Below are 16165 nucleotides of genomic sequence, written 5' to 3'. Positions count from 1 at the left end.
GGGGCCGTCGGCGACGAGCTCGGCACCGCCGTCGCCCAGCCGGACCTCTCGCACGCGGGCGGCATCTCCGAGACCCGCAGGATCGCGGCCATGGCGGAGGCGTACGACGGCTCCTTGACGGAGTGGTGGCCCAGGACACGCGGAAAGGCCGGACTCCTCCGAGGAACCCGGCCCTTCGGCCGCGGTCCGACCTACCGGTGCGCGAACCAGTTCGCCGCCGGCAGCAGCCTGCTGTCATAGTCGAACAGGGCCTGGTTCTCCCAGGCGTTGCCCGACGACGGGTCCGTCGGGTCCCAGCCGTTGCCGGTGACGGCCGTCCAGGCCGGCTCCCAGTAGACGACGCCGAGACCACGGCCGCCCGGGACGGCCTCCACCACGTTCATCACGTCACGCAGCCACGCCGACTGGCCCGCCGAGGACGCCGGGTAGCCGGAGACCAGCTCCGACGGCAGATCGATGATGTTCTCGTGCGCGTCCTTGCTGTCCAGACGGAAGGGGTAGGCCGTCTCCGCGACCATCACCTTCTTGCCGTAACGGGCCGAGACGTCGTCCAGATTGGCCTGGAGCGAGGACAGCGCCCCGTGCCAGTAGCCGTAGAAGGACAGCGCGATCACGTCGTAACTCACGCCCTGTGCCGTGGCGTTGTCGAACCACGTGCGGTACAGCGCGTTGTCGCCGCCGTTCGCGAGGTGCAGCGCGATCTGCGTCGAGGACGACACCGCCTTCGCCGCCGAGACACCGGACTTCAGCAGCCCCGCGAGCTGCGTCCAGTTGCTCGTCGACCCCTCGGGCCACAGCATGCCCGTGTTGATCTCGTTGCCGATCTGCACCATGTCGGCCGTGGTGCCCTGCGCCTTCAGCGCGTTGAGGACGTCGTAGGTGTGGTTGTACACGTCCGTCTTCAGCTGCGCGTACGAGTGACCCGCCCACGCCGCCGGCTTCGTCTGGGCACCCGGGTCGGCCCAGATGTCCGAGTAGTGGAAGTCGACGAGGAGCTTCATGCCCTGCGCCTTGATGCGCTTGGCGGTGGCCAGGACCTGGGCCTTGGTGTTGTAGCCGTCGGCCGGGTTCACCCACACCTTCAGCCGTCCGTAGTTCGCGCCCGCGCCCTTGAGGAGCGCGACCGGGTCGCCCGCGGTTCCCGAGGCGTTCTTGTACGCGGCGCCGAAGTCCTCGTTCTTCTTGAGGGCGGACAGGTCCACGCCCTTCACGCTGAGCCCGGTCGAACCCGCGGTGAAGGCGAGATCGTCCACGTTGAGCCAATTTCCCGCGTTGGCATCGGAGTTGATGCTGACGGTGCAGCCGCCGCCGGCCACCTTCACCGAGGTCACGACCCGGATCCAGGAGCTGGAGGTCACCGGCAGGTCGGTGCGCTGCTCGGCGGACCCGCAGTTGCGCAGGGCGAGATACGCCGCGTTCTGCCCGCCGCCGGAACGCACCCAGGCGCTCAGCGTGTACGTGCCGTCGGCGAGCCCGCTGAGGTACTGGTACGTCTCGACCTTGTACGCCGACGACGACCAGTGCGAGAGCCGATGGCCGCCGCTGCGGCCGCCGGCCTCGGTGAACGAGGCGGCGTTCTGCCCGGTGGCGGAGTAGGTCGACCAGCCGGACGGCGTCGCCGTACCGGTGCCGTCGGCCTCGAAGCCGGTGTTGGTGAGCGTGCTCGCGGCCACGGCCTGCTGCGCGGGCAGCGGGGCGAGCAACAGCCCCGCGCCGAGCGCGGCGGCGAGAGCGGCGGAACGAAGCCGGAAACGGCCTCTGGTGGTACGCATCGTCGAGTCCCTTCGACGGTGACGGACGGGGGAGTGGTGGTGCTCGGGTGGCGCTGTTCCTCGGGGGTGGGGATCGGGGTGGTGCGGCTCACCCGGGGGCGGCGCAGCGGGTGCGGGCCGCCCCCGGGGAGGATGGGGGAGAGGGGCTCCGGGGCGGGGATCCAAGCTCCGGGATCCCGGATCCCGGAGCTTGGATTCTGGATCCGGGATCTTGGATCCGGGATCTTGGATCCGACCTTCTGGATCCGGGCTTCTAGGCCCTGAATTTTGGATCCAGGACCCGGCCCGTCAGCCCTCCAGCCGGACGACCCGGACGCCCCCCGCCGGAACGGCGAGCGTCCCGCTCACCGCACCTCCGGTGAGCAGCTCCGTACCCGGGTCGTCCAGCGCGACCTTCGCCTCCGCGTCCGTGTGGTTGAGGACGAAGAGGTGCAGGCCGTCGGCGCCGGCCCGGCGCACGACCTCCACGTCGCGCGGGAGCGCGGCCCGGTCGGGCACTCCGGCGTCCTCGGAGGCCGCCGCCACGATCGCGTCCAGCGAGGCCGCGTCGAGGCGGGTGGAGACGTACCAGGCGGTGCCCCGGCCGAGCCGGTGCCGGGTGACGGCGGGTCCGCCGGCGGCCGGGCCGTCCGCGTACGTCCAGACGGTCTCGGCGCCGCGCGGCCGGACGAACTCGGTCCACACGTCGCCGGTGAGCGCGGCCCCGCCGGGGCCGGTGATCCCGACCCGCTGGTGGTCCAGGAGCGGCGACCACTCGTCGACGGTGAGGCCGAGGACGTCCCGCAGGGCGCCCGGGTAGGCACCGGGGTGGACGGCGTCGTGTTCGTCGACGATGCCGGAGAAGTACGAGACGACGAGGGTGCCGCCGTTCTCCACGTACTCCCGCAGGTTCTGCCCCGCGGCCTCCGTCATCAGGTAGAGCGCGGGCACGACGACCAGCGGGTAGGCGGAGAGGTCGGCCTCGGGGTGGGCGAAGTCCACGGTGAGGTGCCGGTCGTAGAGGGCCTCGTAGAAGCTGTCGGCGCGCTCGCGGGCGTCGTGCGCCTCGTTCGGCCGCCATTCCAGGGACTGCGCCCACCAGGAGTGCCAGTCCCACAGCATCGCCACGTCGGGCACGGTCCGGCTGCCCCGGATCTCCTCCAGGGCCTCCAGGTCCGCGCCGAGGGCGACGACCTCGCGCCAGATCCGGGTGTCGGTGCCGCCGTGCGGAACCATCGCCGAGTGGAACTTCTCGGCTCCGCGCCGGCCCTGCCGCCACTGGAAGAACATCGCGCCCTCGGAGCCGCGGGCGACGTGGGCGAGGGAGTTGCGGGCCATCTCGCCGGGGCGCTTGGCGGGGTTGCGGGGCTGCCAGTTGACGCCCGAGGTGGAGTGCTCCAGGAGCAGCCAGGGCGCGCCGCCGGCGACGGAGCGGGTGAGGTCGGCGGCCATGGCGAGGTTGACGTGGGTGCGCCGGCCGTCGGTGATCAGGTAGTGGTCGTTGGTGACGAGGTCGACCTCGCGGCCCCAGGCCCAGTAGTCGATGGAGTCGCACTGGCTGAGCGCGGTCATGAAGTTGGTGGTGACCGGGATGCCCGGGGACAGCTCGTGCAGGATGTCCCGCTCCGCCCTGAAGTTCTCGCGGAGGGTGGCGTCGGCGAAGCGGCGGTAGTCGAGCCGCTGGGCCGGGTTGCCGACGGTGGCGGTGGCGCGGGGCGGCAGGATCTCCTCGTACGAGCCGTACCGCTGGCCCCAGAAGGCGGTTCCCCACGCCTCGTTCACGGCCTCGACGGAGCCGTACGTGCCGTCCAGCCAGCGCCGGAAGTGCGCGGCGCAGCCGTCGCAGTAGCAGGCGCTGACGGGGACGCCGTACTCGTTGTGGACGTGCCAGAGGGCGAGCGCGGGGTGGCCGGCGTAGCGGCGGGCCAGTTCGGTGGTGATCCGGGCGGCAGCCTCGCGGTAGGCGGGGGAGCTGTGGCAGATCGTCCCGCGCGAGCCGTACGCGAGCCGGACGCCTTCGGCGGTGACGGGCAGTGCCTCGGGGTGGGCGCGGTAGAACCAGGCGGGCGGGGCGACCGTGGGGGTGCCGAGGTCGACCCGGATGCCGTGTGCGTGCAGCAGGTCGAGGACCCGGTCGAGCCAGCCGAAGTCGTACCGGCCCCGCTCGGGCTCCAAGAGCGCCCAGGAGAAGATCCCGACGCTCACCAGGGTGACGCCGGCCTCCTGCATGAGCCGTACGTCCTCCTGCCAGACGCTTTCCGGCCACTGCTCGGGGTTGTAGTCCCCGCCGAACGCGAGCCGGGTCAGGCCCTTGGGGGTCGTCGGCGACATGAGTCTCTCCTGTGCGCGTGCTGGTGCGTTCCTGGGAACGTTCACACACCAGATTTCGATGTGGCAACGCAACATAACCGCACAGGAACAACCATTGACAAGTGTCCGGAACGTTTCTCTACTGTGAACGCTCACAGATGCATGGTCGGCCTCTTCGTCCGAAGGAGAGGCCCCTTTCGGTCAGGGAGATCCACCCATGCCCCAGATCACGCGCCGCAGCCTCGCCGCAGCCACCGCCGTCCTCCTCGGCGCCACCGCGCTCACCGCCTGCGGCTCCTCCGACGGCGAGGCGGGCGCCGACAGCGGCCCCGTGAAGCTCACCTACTGGGCTTGGGCGCCCGGCATGGACAAGGTCGCCGCCCTCTGGAACGCCGAGCACCCCGACATCCAGATCACGGTGCAGAAGCAGGCGTCCGGCGACGACCTCGTCACCAAGATCATCACGGCCGCCAAGGCCCACAAGGGCCCGGACCTCGTCCAGGCCGAGTACCAGGCCCTCCCCACCCTGGTCAGCAACGACGCCCTCGCCGACATCTCCGACGAGGTCCAGGGCGCCGAGAAGCACTTCGCCCCCGGCGTCTGGCAGCAGACCACCTTCGGCGGCGACGCCGTCTACGCCCTGCCCCAGGACTCCGGCCCGCTGATGTTCTTCTACCGCAAGGACCTCTTCGAGCAGTACGGCCTCACCGTCCCCACCACCTGGGACCAGTTCGCCGAGACCGCCCGCGCCCTCAAGAAGAAGGCCCCGAAGAAGGCCCTCACCACCTTCTCCGCCAACGACGCCGGCCTCTTCGCCGGCCTCTCCCAGCAGGCCGGCGCCAAGTGGTGGACCTTCGAGGGCGACACCTGGAAGGTCGGCGTCGACGACGCCGCCACCAAGAAGGTCACCGACTTCTGGGGCGGCCTGGTCGCCGAGGGCGCCGTCGACAACCAGCCCATGTACACCCCCGCCTGGAACAACGCCCTCAACACCGGCGAACAGCTCGCCTGGGTCTCCGCCGTCTGGGCCCCCGGCGTCCTCACCACCGCCGCCCCCGACACCAAGGGCAAGTGGGCCATGGCCCCCCTTCCGCAGTGGAGCGCGGGCGAGAACGCCACCGGCAGCTGGGGCGGCTCCTCCACCGCCGTCACCACCGACTCGAAGCACAAGGCCGCCGCCGCGCAGTTCGCCACCTGGCTCAACACCGACCCCGAGGCCCTCGCCGCCCTCGTCAAGGAGAGCGGCATCTACCCGGCCGCCACCGCGGCCCAGACCAGCGGCGCCCTCGCCAAGGCCCCCGGCTACTTCGCCGGCCAGCCCGACTTCTACACCGAGGCCGCCGAGATAGCGAAGACCACCGCCCCCGCCGCCTGGGGCCCCAACGTCAACGTCGCCTACACCGCCTTCAAGGACGAGTTCGGCAAGGCGGCCAAGGCCAAGACCGCCGCCGCCTTCGGCGAGGCCCTCGCCGCCGTCCAGGACACCACGGTGAACGACCTCACCAAGCAGGGCTTCGAGGTCGCCAAGTGACGCAGCCCCCCAAGGGCGCGCGCCGGGCGTACGGGGCCAGGACGGCCCCGTACGCCCACCCGTCGCCCACCACCGCCCTCGAACGAGCGCGAAGCGCCCCCTACTTCTTCCTCCTCCCCGCCGCCGTCCTCTTCCTCCTCTTCTTCGCGCTGCCCATCGGCTACGCGGTCTGGCTCAGCTTCCACAAGGTCGAGATCAAGGGGCTGGGCCTCGGCAAGGGCGCCAAGTCCGAGGTCTGGGCCGGCCTGGAGAACTACGCCTCCGCCCTCACCGACTCCGAGTTCCTCGCCAGCTCCCTGCGGGTCCTCGGCTACGGCGCCATCGTCGTGCCCGTCATGCTCGGCCTCGCGCTCCTCTTCGCGCTGCTGCTCGACTCCCAGCGCGTCCGGGGCCGGTCCTTCGCGCGGCTCGCGATCTTCCTCCCGTACGCCGTCCCCGGCGTCATCGCCGCCGTCCTGTGGGGCTTCCTCTACCTCCCCGACGTCAGCCCCTTCCACCACCTCCTGGAGAAGGCCGGCCTCCCGCAGCCCGACCTCATGGACGGCGGCCCCCTCTACCTGGCGATGTCCAACATCGCCGTCTGGGGCGGCACCGGCTTCAACATGATCGTCATCTACACCGCGCTGCGCGCCCTGCCCGCCGAGGTGTACGAGGCGGCCAAGCTCGACGGCTGCTCCGAGCTCCAGATCGCGCTCCGCATCAAGATCCCGATGGTGGTGCCCTCCCTGGTCCTCACCTTCTTCTTCTCGATCATCGCCACCCTCCAGGTCTTCAACGAGCCGATGACGCTCAAGCCGCTCACCAACGGCATCCCCTCCACCTGGAGCCCCCTGATGAAGGTCTACAACGACGCGTTCACCGGCGGGAACATCCACGCGGCCTCCGCCACGGCCGTCGTCCTGGCCCTCGCCACCTTCGCGCTCTCCTTCGCCCTCCTCAGGATCTCCAACCGCCGCACCACGCAAGGAGCCAGCCGATGACCGGGCTCGCCTCCCCGACGCTCCGCAAGGCCGCCCCGGCCGCCGGCAGCACCCCCGGCGTCCCGCAGGGACCCCCGCGTCCCCGCCGCACCGCCCTGCTGCCGACCGCCGCCCTCGTCCTCGGCGCCCTCTACTGCCTGCTCCCCGTCGCCTGGGTCGTCGTCGCCGCCACCAAGGCCGACGACGAGCTCTTCTCCACCTTCACCTTCCTCCCGGGCAGCGGCTTCGCCGACAACCTCGGCGACCTCACCGCCTACCGCGACGGCATCTACTGGAAGTGGATGGGCAACTCCGTCCTCTACGCCGGCCTCGGCGCCCTCCTGTCGACCGCGGTCTCCGCCTTCGCCGGCTACGGCCTCGCCGTCTACCGCTTCCGCGGCCGCGAGCTCTTCTTCAACGTCATGCTCACCGGCGTCCTCATGCCCCCGGTGATCCTCGCCATCCCGCAGTACCTGCTCATGGCCGAGGCCGACCTCACCGACAGCCACGTCTCCGTCCTGCTGCCGCTGATCCTCTCCCCGTACGGCGTCTACCTCGGCCGCATCTACGCCGAGGCCGCCATCCCGATGGAGCTCGTCGAGGCCGGCCGCGTCGACGGCGCGGGCGAGTGGCGGATCTTCAGCCGGATCGCCGTCCCCCTGCTCGCCCCCGGCCTGGTGACGATCTTCCTCTTCCAGTTCGTCGCCATCTGGAACAACTTCCTGCTGCCGTTCATCATGCTCGGCGACGACGAGAAGTTCCCCATGACCGTCGGCCTCTTCACCCTCCTCAAGCAGGGTGCCAGCCAGCCCGCCCTCTACACCCTCGTCATCACCGGCGCCCTGCTCGCCGTCGTCCCCCTGATCGCGCTCTTCCTCGTCATCCAGCGGTTCTGGAGCCTCGATCTGCTGTCCGGCGCCGTAAAGTCCTGAGCACAGGGGACCGAGGGGAAACACACAGCATGAGCACAGCAGCGAGCAGGCGCCGCCCCGCCACCATCCACGACGTGGCCCGGGAGGCCGGCGTCTCCCGGGGCACCGTCTCCCGCGTCCTCAACGGCGGCCACTACGTCAGCCCCGCCGCGAAGGCGGCCGTCGACGCCGCGATCCGGAGAACGGGGTACGTCGTCAACCGGCACGCCCGCTCGCTGATCACCGGCAAGTCGGACTCGGTCGCCTTCCTCCTCACCGAGCCGCAGGAGCGCTTCTTCGAGGACCCCAACTTCAACGTCCTCCTGCGCGCCTGCACCCAGGCCCTCGCCGACCGCGACATCCCCCTGATCCTGATGATCGCGGGCACCGAGGACGAACGCCGCCGCAACCTCCGCTACATCGAGGCCGGCCACGTCGACGGCGTCCTCCTCGTCTCCAGCCACTCCGGCGACCCGGTCGTGGCCCGGCTCCACGAGGCGGGCGTCCCCGTCGTCGCCTGCGGCAAGCCGCTCGGCCAGACCACCCGCATCGGCTACGTCGCCGCCGACGACCGCGACGGCGCCCGCGAGATGGTCCGCCACCTGTACGCCACCGGGCGCCGCCGCATCGCCACCGTCACCGGCCCGCTCGACACCCCCGGCGGCGTCGAACGGCTCGCCGGCTACCGCGAGACCCTCGCCGAGTGCGGCCTGCCCGCCGACGAGGACCTCGTCGTCACCGGCGACTACAGCCGCGCCAGCGGCGCCGAGGCCGCCCGCACCCTCCTGGCGCGGGCCCCCGACACCGACGCCGTCTTCGTCGCCTCCGACCTGATGGCCCAGGGCGTCCTCGACGCCCTCGCCCGGACGGGCAGGCGGGTCCCCGAGGACATCGCCGTCGGCGGCTTCGACGACTCCCCGGCCGCGCTCTCCTCCCAGCCGCCGCTGACCACCATCCGGCAGCCGTGGGACCGGATCAGCGCCGAGATGGTCCGCACCCTCCTGGCCCGGATAGCGGGCGAGGACCCGGCCACCGTCATCCTCCCCACGGAACTGGTGGTCCGCGACTCCGCCTGACCCCGCCGAGCGCTACACCGGGCCCCGGACCAGGACGACCTCCAGGGTCCGGGGCCCGTGCACGCCCTCGACCCGGTCCAGCTCGATGTCGCTGGTCGCGGACGGCCCCGAGATCCAGGTCAGCGCCCGCAGCGGATCCAGCCGGGGCAGCGCCTCCGGCACGGAGGCGACGACCTGGTCCTCGCGCACCACGCACACGTGCAGGTCCGGCACGAGGGTCAGCGCGCGCCGCCCCTGCCCGGGACCGCCGTCGAGGACGATCGTCCCCGTCTCGGCGACCGCGAGCGCGCACCCCGTCACCACGGCGTCGACGGCGTCCAGGGCCGTCGCGGTGAGACCGGTGTCCGGTACGGGCTCCGCCGCCCAGGCGGCAGGCCACCGCGCGGGCAGCCCGTCCGGCACCACGACCGTACGGGCTCCGCGCTCCTCCAGGAGACGCCCGATCAGCGCGGGCAGCCCGGCCCCGTCGGTGCGGTGGACGTGGGCCCGGTAGTCGGCGAGGTTCTCGTGCAGCAGGTCGAGCACCGCGTCCGGGTCCTCGGGGGCGTGGCGGGAGAGGTACGCGCGGGGCACCTCCGGCGCCTCGGGGGCGCCGCCGACGGCGGACCGGATCCGGGAGAGGATCCGCTCGCGGGAGTCCCGGCTCATGCGTCGTCTCCTGTGCGGTTCTTCTTCCACCAGTCGCGGAAGGGTGCGGCGGGCATCTCGGGCAGGTCGCGGCTCCCGGTCCACTGCCGGGCCCCGGGCCCCGGCAGCTTCCTCGGGTGCAGCGTGCGGGTCTTCGAGGCGAGGCGTTCGCCGGCCGCGAGGACGTCCGGGCGGTCGAGGACCCACCCGGCGGCCTTCATCGCCGCCTTCTCCAGCCGGTGCCCCTTCCCGCCCTGCCCGGCGACCTTCTCCCGCAGGTGCACCAGCACCTCGGGGATGTCGATGGCGACGGGGCACACCTCGTAGCAGGCGCCGCACAGGGAGGACGCGTACGGCAGGGAGGCGTCGATCTCGCTGGTGGTGCCGCGCAGCTGCGGGGTGAGGATCGCGCCGATCGGGCCGGGGTAGACGGAGCCGTACGCGTGGCCGCCGGCCCGCTCGTACACCGGGCAGACGTTGAGGCAGGCGGAGCAGCGGATGCAGCGCAGCGCCTGGCGGCCGACCTCGTCGGCGAGGGCGTCGGTGCGGCCGTTGTCGAGGAGGACCAGGTGGAAGGTCTTCGGGCCGTCGCCGTCGGTCGTCCCCGTCCACGTGCTCGTGTACGGGTTCATGCGTTCGGCGGTGGAGGAGCGGGGGAGGGTCTGGAGGAAGACCTCCAGGTCGCGCCAGGTGGGGACGACCTTCTCGATGCCGACGACGGAGATCAGGGTCTCGGGGAGGGTGAGGCACATGCGGCCGTTGCCCTCGGACTCGACGACGACGAGGGTGCCGGTCTCGGCGACCATGAAGTTCGCGCCGGAGATCCCGACCTTGGCCCGCAGGAACTTCTCCCGCAGGTGCAGCCGGGCCGCCTCCGCCAGCTCGGCGGGGGAGTCCGACAGGCCGTCGGGCGCCTGGCGGCCCCACTTGCCCATCTCCTCGCGGAAGATGTCGCGGATCTCGCCCCGGTTGCGGTGGATGGCCGGGACCAGGATGTGCGAGGGCCGGTCCTCGCCGAGCTGCACGATCAGCTCGGCGAGGTCGGTCTCGTAGGCGCGGATGCCCTCGGCCTCCAGGTGCTCGTTGAGCCCGATCTCCTGCGTGGCCATCGACTTGACCTTGACGACCTCGCTCTCGCCGGTCGCCTTCACCAGCTCGGTGACGATCCGGTTGGCCTCGGCGGCGTCCGCCGCCCAGTGCACCGTCCCGCCGGCCGCCGTCACCGCCTCCTCCAACTGGATCAGATACGTGTCGAGGTGACGGAGCGTCCGGTCCTTGATGCGCTTCCCGGCCTCCCGCAGCTCCGCCCAGTCCGCCAGCTCCGCCACCGCCCGCGCCCGCTTGTCGCGGATGGTGTGCGTGGCGTGCCGCAGGTTCGCGCGCAGCGTGCCGTCCTGCACGGCCTCGCGCGCGGCCTTCGGGAAGGCCGGCATGCCGACGAAAATCCCGCTCATGCGAAGGGCTCCTCTTCCGTGCTCGCCAGGATCTCCGCCAGGTGCACCGCCCGCAGCGGCGCCCCCTGCCGGCTCAGCATGCCGCCGACGTGCAGCAGGCAGGAGTTGTCCGCGCCGCACAGCACCCCGGCGCCGGTCGAGACCGCGTTCGCGATCTTGTCCGCGCCCATCGCCGCCGACACGTCCGGGTTCTTCACCGCGAAGGTGCCGCCGAAGCCGCAGCACTCCTCCGCCCCCGGCAGCTCCACCAGCTCCAGGCCCTTCACCGCCTCCAGGAGCCGGCGCGGCCGCTCGCCGAGGCCGAGCATCCGCAGCCCGTGACAGGACGGGTGGTACGTGACCTTGTGCGGGAAGTACGCGCCGACGTCCGTCACGCCCAGCACGTCGACGAGGAACTCCGTCAGCTCGTACGTGCGCGGCCCGAGCGCCGCCGCCTCCGGGCCGAAGGCCGGATAGTGGTGGCGGACCATCGCCGCGCACGAACCCGACGGGACGACCACGTGGTCGTACCCCTCGAAGGCGCGGACCGTGCGCCGCACCAGCGGCCGGGTCTCCTCGCGGTAGCCGGTGTTGAACTGGGGCTGCCCGCAGCAGGTCTGCGCGGCGGGGAAGTCCACCTCCACGCCGAGGCGTTCGAGCAGCCGGACGGTGGCCACCCCGGTCGACGGGAAGACCGCGTCGTTGACGCAGGTGACGAAGAGGGCGACGCGCATCAGCAGTTCCTCGGGGACGGTTCGAGACGGGCGGCGGCCCGGTCCCAGGCGGAGCCGTCGCCCCGCGGTGCGTAGTGTCGCAGGGGCTGGGTCGCGGCGACCAGGCGACGCACGGCGGGCAGGTCGCCGACCAGCCCCGCGGCCCGCGCCTGGACCAGCACGTTCCCCAGCGCGGTCGCCTCCACCGGGCCCGCCGTCACCGGCAGTCCGGTCGCGTCCGCCGTCCACTGGCACAGCAGCGCGTTCCGGGCCCCGCCGCCCACCAGGTGGATCCGGCGCGGGTCCCGCCCGGCGAGGGCGGCGGCCCGCCGCAGGGTGCGGCGGTGCGCCACGGCCAGTGATTCGAGGACGCACCGCAGCACCGCCGCGGGCCCCCCGGGCACCGGCTGCCCGGTGCGCCGGCAGAACTCCGCGATCCGCTCCGGCATGTCCCCGGGCGCCAGGAACTCCGGCGCGTCCGGATCGATCAGGGAAGCGAACGGACGCTCCCCGGCCGCCCGTTCGAGCAGCGACGGCAGGTCCACCGGGTGTCCCCGCCCCTCCCAGGTGCGGCGGCACTCCTCCCACAGCCACAGCCCCATCACGTTCCGCAGGAACCGGACGGTGCCGTCCACGCCCCGCTCGTTGGTGAAGTTCGCCGCCCGCGCCTCCTCCGTCAGCACCGGTCCCGGCAGCTCCAGGCCCGCCAGCGACCAGGTGCCGCAGGACACGAAGGCGGTGTCCGGCTCCGTCGTGGGCACCGCCACCACCGCCGAGGCCGTGTCGTGCGAGGCGACCGCCGTCACCGGCGTCCCCTCCGGCAGTCCCGTGTACGCGGCGACGTGCGGCAGCAGCGTGCCCGCCGGGTCGCCGGGCGACCGCAGCGGCGGCAGCAGCCCCCGGGCGATCCCCAGCCGGCCGGCCAGCCCCCCGGCCCAGCCGCCGGTCCGCACGTCGAGGAGCCCGGTCGTCGACGCGTTCGTCTCCTCCGCGCCCACCGACCCCGTCAGCCAGTGCGTGAACAGGTCCGGCATCAGCAACAGCGTCCGCGCCGCACCCAGTTGGGCGCTCCCGGCGGCGGAGGCCAGCTGGAAGACGGTGTTGAACGGCAGGTGCTGGAGCCCGGTCGTCCGGTACAGCTCCGTCGCGCCCCCGGCCCGCTCCCACACCCCCTCCGCGACCCCGTCGGTCCGCCCGTCGCGGTAGTGGTACGGGGCGCCGAGCAGCGCCCCGTCCGCGTCGAGCAGCCCGTAGTCCACGGCCCAGGAGTCCACCCCGACCGAGTCCACCGGCCCGGGACGGGCCGCCGTCCGCAGCCCGTCCAGGATGCCCTGGAAGAGGGCGAGCGCGTCCCAGCGCAGCCCGTCCGGCAGCCGCACCGGCACGTTGGGGAAGCGGTGGACCTCGGCCAGCTCCAGGGTGTCCGGACCGACCAGGCCGGTGATCACCCGCCCGCTGGTGGCCCCGAGGTCGGCCGCCGCGAAACGGCCCGTCCGCCCGCTCACCGCAGGAAGGCGGCGGCGACGCCGGCGTCGACGGGGACGTGGAGTCCGGTGGTGTGGGTGAGGTCGCCGCCGGTGAGGGCGAAGACCGCGTTGGCGACGTGCTCGGGGAGGACCTCGCGCTTGAGAAGGGTGCGCCGGGCGTAGAACGCGCCGAGCTCCTCCTCCTCGATGCCGTAGGTGGCGGCGCGCTGGGCGCCCCAGCCGGCGGCGAAGATCCCGGAGCCGCGCACGACGCCGTCGGGGTTGACGCCGTTGACCCGGATGCCGTGCTCGCCCAACTCGGCTGCGAGGAGGCGCACCTGGTGGGCCTGGTCGGCCTTGGTGGCGGAGTAGGCGATGTTGTTCGGCCCGGCGAAGACGGCGTTCTTGGAGGCGATGTAGACGATGTCGCCGCCGAGGCCCTGCGCGGTCATGACCCGGGCGGCCTCGCGGGAGACGAGGAAGGAGCCGCGGGCCATGATGTCGTGCTGGAGGTCCCAGTCGCGGGCCGTGGTCTCCAGGAGCGGCTTGGAGATCGAGATGCCGGCGTTGTTGACGACGAGGTCGACGCCGCCGAAGGCGAGGACGGCGGCCCGGAACGCGGCGGCGATCTGCTCCTCGTCCGTCACGTCCACCGTCACCGCGACCGCCCTGTCCGGACCGCCCAACTCCTCGGCCACGGCGGTGGCGTTGTCGCCGTTCAGGTCGGCGACGACCACACAGGCACCCTCGGCGACCAGCCGGCGGGCGATGGCCCTGCCGATGCCGGAACCCGCACCCGTCACCAGGGCGACGCGCGTGGCGAGCGGCTTGGGCGCCGGCATCCGCCGCAGCTTGGCCTCCTCCAGCTCCCAGTACTCGATGCGGAACTTCTCCGCCTCCTCGATGGGGGCGTAGGAGGAGACCGCCTCGGCGCCGCGCATCACGTTGATCGCGTTGACGTAGAACTCGCCCGCCACCCGCGCGGTCTGCTTGTCCTTGCCGAAGGAGAACATGCCGACGCCGGGGACCAGCACGATCGCGGGGTCGGCGCCGCGCATGGCGGGGGAGTCGGCGGTGGCGTGCCGCGCGTAGTAGGCGGCGTACTCCTCCCGGTACTCCGCGTGCAGCTCCCGCAGCCGGGCCACGGCCTCGTCCAGCGGGGCGGCCGGCGGCAGGTCCAGGACCAGCGGCCGGACCTTGGTGCGCAGGAAGTGGTCGGGGCACGAGGTGCCCAGGGCGGCCAGGCGCGGGTGCTCCGCGCGGGCCAGGAAGTCCAGGACGGTCGCGGAGTCGGTGAAGTGGCCGATCTGCGGGCGGCCTTGGGAGGCGAGCGCCCGTACGTACGGGGCGAGGGCGGCGGCCCGCTCCCGGCGCTCCTCCTCGGGCAGCGGCCCGTACCCCTCGGTCTCCGGTCCGAAGGGCTCGGGGCGGCCGCGTTCGGCGAGGAACGCCGCGGCGCCCCGGACGATGTGCATCGCGTTGCGCTCGCACTCCTCGGAGGTCTCGCCCCAGGCGGTGATGCCGTGCCCGCCGAGGACCACGCCGACGGCCCGCGGGTGCGCGGCCTTGACGGCGGCGATGTCCAGGCCGAGCTGGAAACCGGGCCGCCGCCACGGCACCCAGGCCACGGTGTCGCCGAAGCACTCGGCGGTCAGCTTCTCGCCGTCGGCGGCGCAGGCCAGCGCGATCCCGGCGTCGGGGTGCAGGTGGTCCACGTGCGCCGCGTCCACCAGGCCGTGCATGGCGGTGTCGATGGAGGGGGCCGCGCCGCCCTTGCCGTACAGGCAATGGTCGAAGGCGGCGACCATCTCGTCCTCCCGCTCCACCCCCGGGTAGACGTCCACGAGGGCGCGCAGCCGGTCGAGGCGGAGGACGGCGAGGCCGTCCTCGGTGAGGGTGCCGAGGTCGCCCCCGGAGCCCTTCACCCACATCAGCCCGGTGTCCGAGCCGGTGACCGGGTCGGTGGCGCGGCCCTTGGCGGAGGCGTTGCCGCCCGCGTAGTTGGTGACGGTCGGGTCGGCGCCGAGGCGGTGGGCGCGGGCGAGGAGCGCGGCGACCTCGGGAGGGGGGCCGGATGTCATGGCGGTCTTCCTTCGTGGAGGGCGGGGGAGGGGGGACGGCGGCGGAGGGGTCACGCGCCCCAGCCGGCCTGGGCGCCGCCGACGCGTTCGGCGGCGATCCGCTCCAGGCGCCCGGAGCGGAGGGTGGCGGCGACGGGGTCGGGGTCGAGGCCCCGCTCCTCGCGGAGTTCGCGCAGCAGGGGGCGTACGTCCGTGTTGTACGCGTCCATCAGCACGGCGTTCGCGGCGAGGACGTCACCGGCCCGCTGGGCGGCGGCGAGCGCGCCGGCGTCGACGAGGAGCGCCTTGGCGGTGGCCTCCTGGACGTTCATCACGGAGCGGATGACGGCCGGCACCTTCGCCTCGACGTTGTGGCACTGGTCGAGCATGAAGGCCACGCCCGCGGCCGGGTCGAGACCGCCGCCCCGGACCACCTCGTGCATGATCCGGAACAGCTGGAAGGGGTCGGCGGCGCCCGCCATCAGGTCGTCGTCGGCGTAGAAGCGGGAGTTGAAGTCGAAGCCGCCGAGCCTCCCCTCGCGGAGCAGGAAGGCGACGATGAACTCGATGTTGGTGCCCGGCGCGTGGTGCCCGGTGTCCACGACGACCCGCGCCTTCGGCCCGAGCCTGAGGCAGTGGGCGTACGAGGTGCCCCAGTCCGGCACGTCCGTGGCGTAGAAGGCGGGCTCGAAGAGCTTGTACTCCAGGAGGATCCGCTGGTCGTCGCCGAGCCGCGCGTACACCTCGGCGAGGGACTCGGCGAGCCGGTCCTGGCGGGCGGCGATGTCGTCCTGGCCCGGGTAGTTGGTGCCGTCCGCGAACCACAGCTTCAGGTCCTTCGACCCGGTCGCGTCCATGATGTCGACGCAGTCGAGGAGGTGGTCGACGGCCTTGCGGCGGACCTTCGGGTCGGGGTGGCAGACGCTGCCGAGCCGGTAGTCGTCGTCCTGGAAGGTGTTGGAGTTGATCGCGCCCAGTTCCAGGCCGCGCTCCTTCGCGTACGCGGCGAGGGCGGCGTAGTCGTCGACCCGGTCCCACGGGATGTGCAGGGACACCCTGGGGGCGGCGCCGGTGCGGGCGTGGACCTCGGCGGCGTCGTCCAGCTTCTCGTACGGGTCCCGGGGCACGCCGGGCCGGGCGAACACCTTGAAGCGGGTCCCGGAGTTCCCGTAGCCCCAGGAGGGGGTCTCGATCCGCTGGGCGGCGAGGGCGGCCTTCACGGCGGCGATGTCGGGCATGTCCACCTCGGTGAGTTCAGAGCATTCAATGAATCGATTCATTCGCGAGGGAACGTAGTCCGCGACCAAGGTGTCGTCAAGGTTCTTGAC

Annotated in this window: 12 protein-coding genes and 1 pseudogene; 5 read left to right on the top strand and 8 right to left on the bottom strand. The window is 72.6% G+C overall.

Annotation, left to right across the window (positions count from 1 at the left end):
- Positions 1 to 21: 21 nt before the first annotated feature.
- Positions 22 to 132: pseudogene (locus IE326_RS37880) on the top strand (enolase C-terminal domain-like protein); the annotation flags it as partial.
- Positions 133 to 191: 59 nt separating this feature from the next.
- Here IE326_RS37880 and IE326_RS37875 read toward each other — a convergent pair.
- A complete protein-coding gene (locus IE326_RS37875) occupies positions 192 to 1772 on the bottom strand; it encodes a glycoside hydrolase family 53 protein (RefSeq protein ID WP_150234544.1) in 1581 nt (526 codons plus the stop codon).
- 288 nt (positions 1773 to 2060) lie between these two features.
- Positions 2061 to 4082, bottom strand: a complete 2022-nt coding sequence (locus IE326_RS37870; RefSeq protein WP_190044789.1) for a beta-galactosidase — start codon at positions 4080 to 4082, stop codon at positions 2061 to 2063.
- Between the two features lie 196 nt (positions 4083 to 4278).
- Here IE326_RS37870 and IE326_RS37865 point away from each other — a divergent pair, with 196 nt between their 5' ends.
- From IE326_RS37865 to IE326_RS37850, 4 genes are read left to right on the top strand one after another with little or no spacing between them, the layout of a single operon-like run.
- Positions 4279 to 5592, top strand: a complete 1314-nt coding sequence (locus IE326_RS37865; protein WP_190044788.1) for an ABC transporter substrate-binding protein — start codon at positions 4279 to 4281, stop codon at positions 5590 to 5592.
- Positions 5589 to 6572 (top strand): carbohydrate ABC transporter permease, encoded by a 984-nt coding sequence (locus IE326_RS37860; protein WP_150234537.1) that lies wholly within the window; start codon positions 5589 to 5591, stop codon positions 6570 to 6572. Before IE326_RS37865 ends, IE326_RS37860 begins: the two co-directional genes overlap by 4 nt.
- On the top strand, positions 6569 to 7483 hold the full coding sequence (locus tag IE326_RS37855) for a carbohydrate ABC transporter permease (RefSeq protein WP_150234536.1): 915 nt from the start codon (positions 6569 to 6571) through the stop codon (positions 7481 to 7483). Before IE326_RS37860 ends, IE326_RS37855 begins: the two co-directional genes overlap by 4 nt.
- 29 nt (positions 7484 to 7512) lie before the next feature.
- The gene (locus tag IE326_RS37850; RefSeq protein WP_150234534.1) at positions 7513 to 8538 is read left to right on the top strand and encodes a LacI family DNA-binding transcriptional regulator; all 1026 of its coding nucleotides are present in this window, start codon (positions 7513 to 7515) and stop codon (positions 8536 to 8538) included.
- Positions 8539 to 8550: 12 nt separating this feature from the next.
- On the opposite strand, the gene IE326_RS37845 is transcribed toward IE326_RS37850, so the two are convergent.
- The 6 genes from IE326_RS37845 to rhaI are packed head-to-tail and all read right to left on the bottom strand — an operon-like array spanning position 8551 to position 16075.
- Positions 8551 to 9186 carry a LutC/YkgG family protein gene (locus IE326_RS37845; protein WP_150234532.1) on the bottom strand — a complete coding sequence of 212 codons (636 nt, stop codon included), beginning with the start codon at positions 9184 to 9186 and terminating at the stop codon, positions 8551 to 8553.
- Complete coding sequence (locus IE326_RS37840; protein WP_190044787.1) at positions 9183 to 10619, bottom strand: LutB/LldF family L-lactate oxidation iron-sulfur protein; 1437 nt, start codon at positions 10617 to 10619, stop codon at positions 9183 to 9185. Before IE326_RS37840 ends, IE326_RS37845 begins: the two co-directional genes overlap by 4 nt.
- Complete coding sequence (locus IE326_RS37835; protein WP_150234528.1) at positions 10616 to 11332, bottom strand: (Fe-S)-binding protein; 717 nt, start codon at positions 11330 to 11332, stop codon at positions 10616 to 10618. Before IE326_RS37835 ends, IE326_RS37840 begins: the two co-directional genes overlap by 4 nt.
- Positions 11332 to 12816, bottom strand: coding sequence for a rhamnulokinase (locus IE326_RS37830; RefSeq protein WP_190044786.1), 1485 nt, complete (start codon positions 12814 to 12816; stop codon positions 11332 to 11334). The genes IE326_RS37835 and IE326_RS37830 overlap by 1 nt, the downstream gene beginning before the upstream one ends.
- Positions 12813 to 14858 carry a bifunctional aldolase/short-chain dehydrogenase gene (locus IE326_RS37825; RefSeq protein WP_190044785.1) on the bottom strand — a complete coding sequence of 682 codons (2046 nt, stop codon included), beginning with the start codon at positions 14856 to 14858 and terminating at the stop codon, positions 12813 to 12815. Before IE326_RS37825 ends, IE326_RS37830 begins: the two co-directional genes overlap by 4 nt.
- Positions 14859 to 14908: 50 nt before the next feature.
- Positions 14909 to 16075 (bottom strand): L-rhamnose isomerase, encoded by a 1167-nt coding sequence (gene rhaI / locus IE326_RS37820; protein WP_150234522.1) that lies wholly within the window; start codon positions 16073 to 16075, stop codon positions 14909 to 14911.
- Between the last annotated feature and the right edge of the window lie 90 nt (positions 16076 to 16165).

The sequence above is a fragment of the Streptomyces filamentosus genome (assembly GCF_014654895.1).
GTDB classification, from domain to species: Bacteria; Actinomycetota; Actinomycetes; order Streptomycetales; family Streptomycetaceae; genus Streptomyces; species Streptomyces filamentosus.
Note: the sequence above shows the minus strand (reverse complement) of the source record. Positions and strands in the feature narration are given on the sequence as shown.

Bases quoted from the DNA above. Each gene is read 5' to 3' on its own strand.
- IE326_RS37825 (WP_190044785.1), bottom strand. From the start codon at position 14,858: ATGACATCCGGCCCCCCTCCCGAGGTCGCCGCGCTCCTCGCCCGCGCC.
- IE326_RS37840 (WP_190044787.1), bottom strand. From the start codon at position 10,619: ATGAGCGGGATTTTCGTCGGCATGCCGGCCTTCCCGAAGGCCGCGCGC.
- IE326_RS37850 (WP_150234534.1), top strand. From the start codon at position 7,513: ATGAGCACAGCAGCGAGCAGGCGCCGCCCCGCCACCATCCACGACGTG.
- IE326_RS37875 (WP_150234544.1), bottom strand. From the start codon at position 1,772: ATGCGTACCACCAGAGGCCGTTTCCGGCTTCGTTCCGCCGCTCTCGCC.
- IE326_RS37845 (WP_150234532.1), bottom strand. From the start codon at position 9,186: ATGAGCCGGGACTCCCGCGAGCGGATCCTCTCCCGGATCCGGTCCGCC.
- IE326_RS37835 (WP_150234528.1), bottom strand. From the start codon at position 11,332: ATGCGCGTCGCCCTCTTCGTCACCTGCGTCAACGACGCGGTCTTCCCG.
- IE326_RS37870 (WP_190044789.1), bottom strand. From the start codon at position 4,082: ATGTCGCCGACGACCCCCAAGGGCCTGACCCGGCTCGCGTTCGGCGGG.
- rhaI (WP_150234522.1), bottom strand. From the start codon at position 16,075: ATGCCCGACATCGCCGCCGTGAAGGCCGCCCTCGCCGCCCAGCGGATC.
- IE326_RS37855 (WP_150234536.1), top strand. From the start codon at position 6,569: ATGACCGGGCTCGCCTCCCCGACGCTCCGCAAGGCCGCCCCGGCCGCC.
- IE326_RS37865 (WP_190044788.1), top strand. From the start codon at position 4,279: ATGCCCCAGATCACGCGCCGCAGCCTCGCCGCAGCCACCGCCGTCCTC.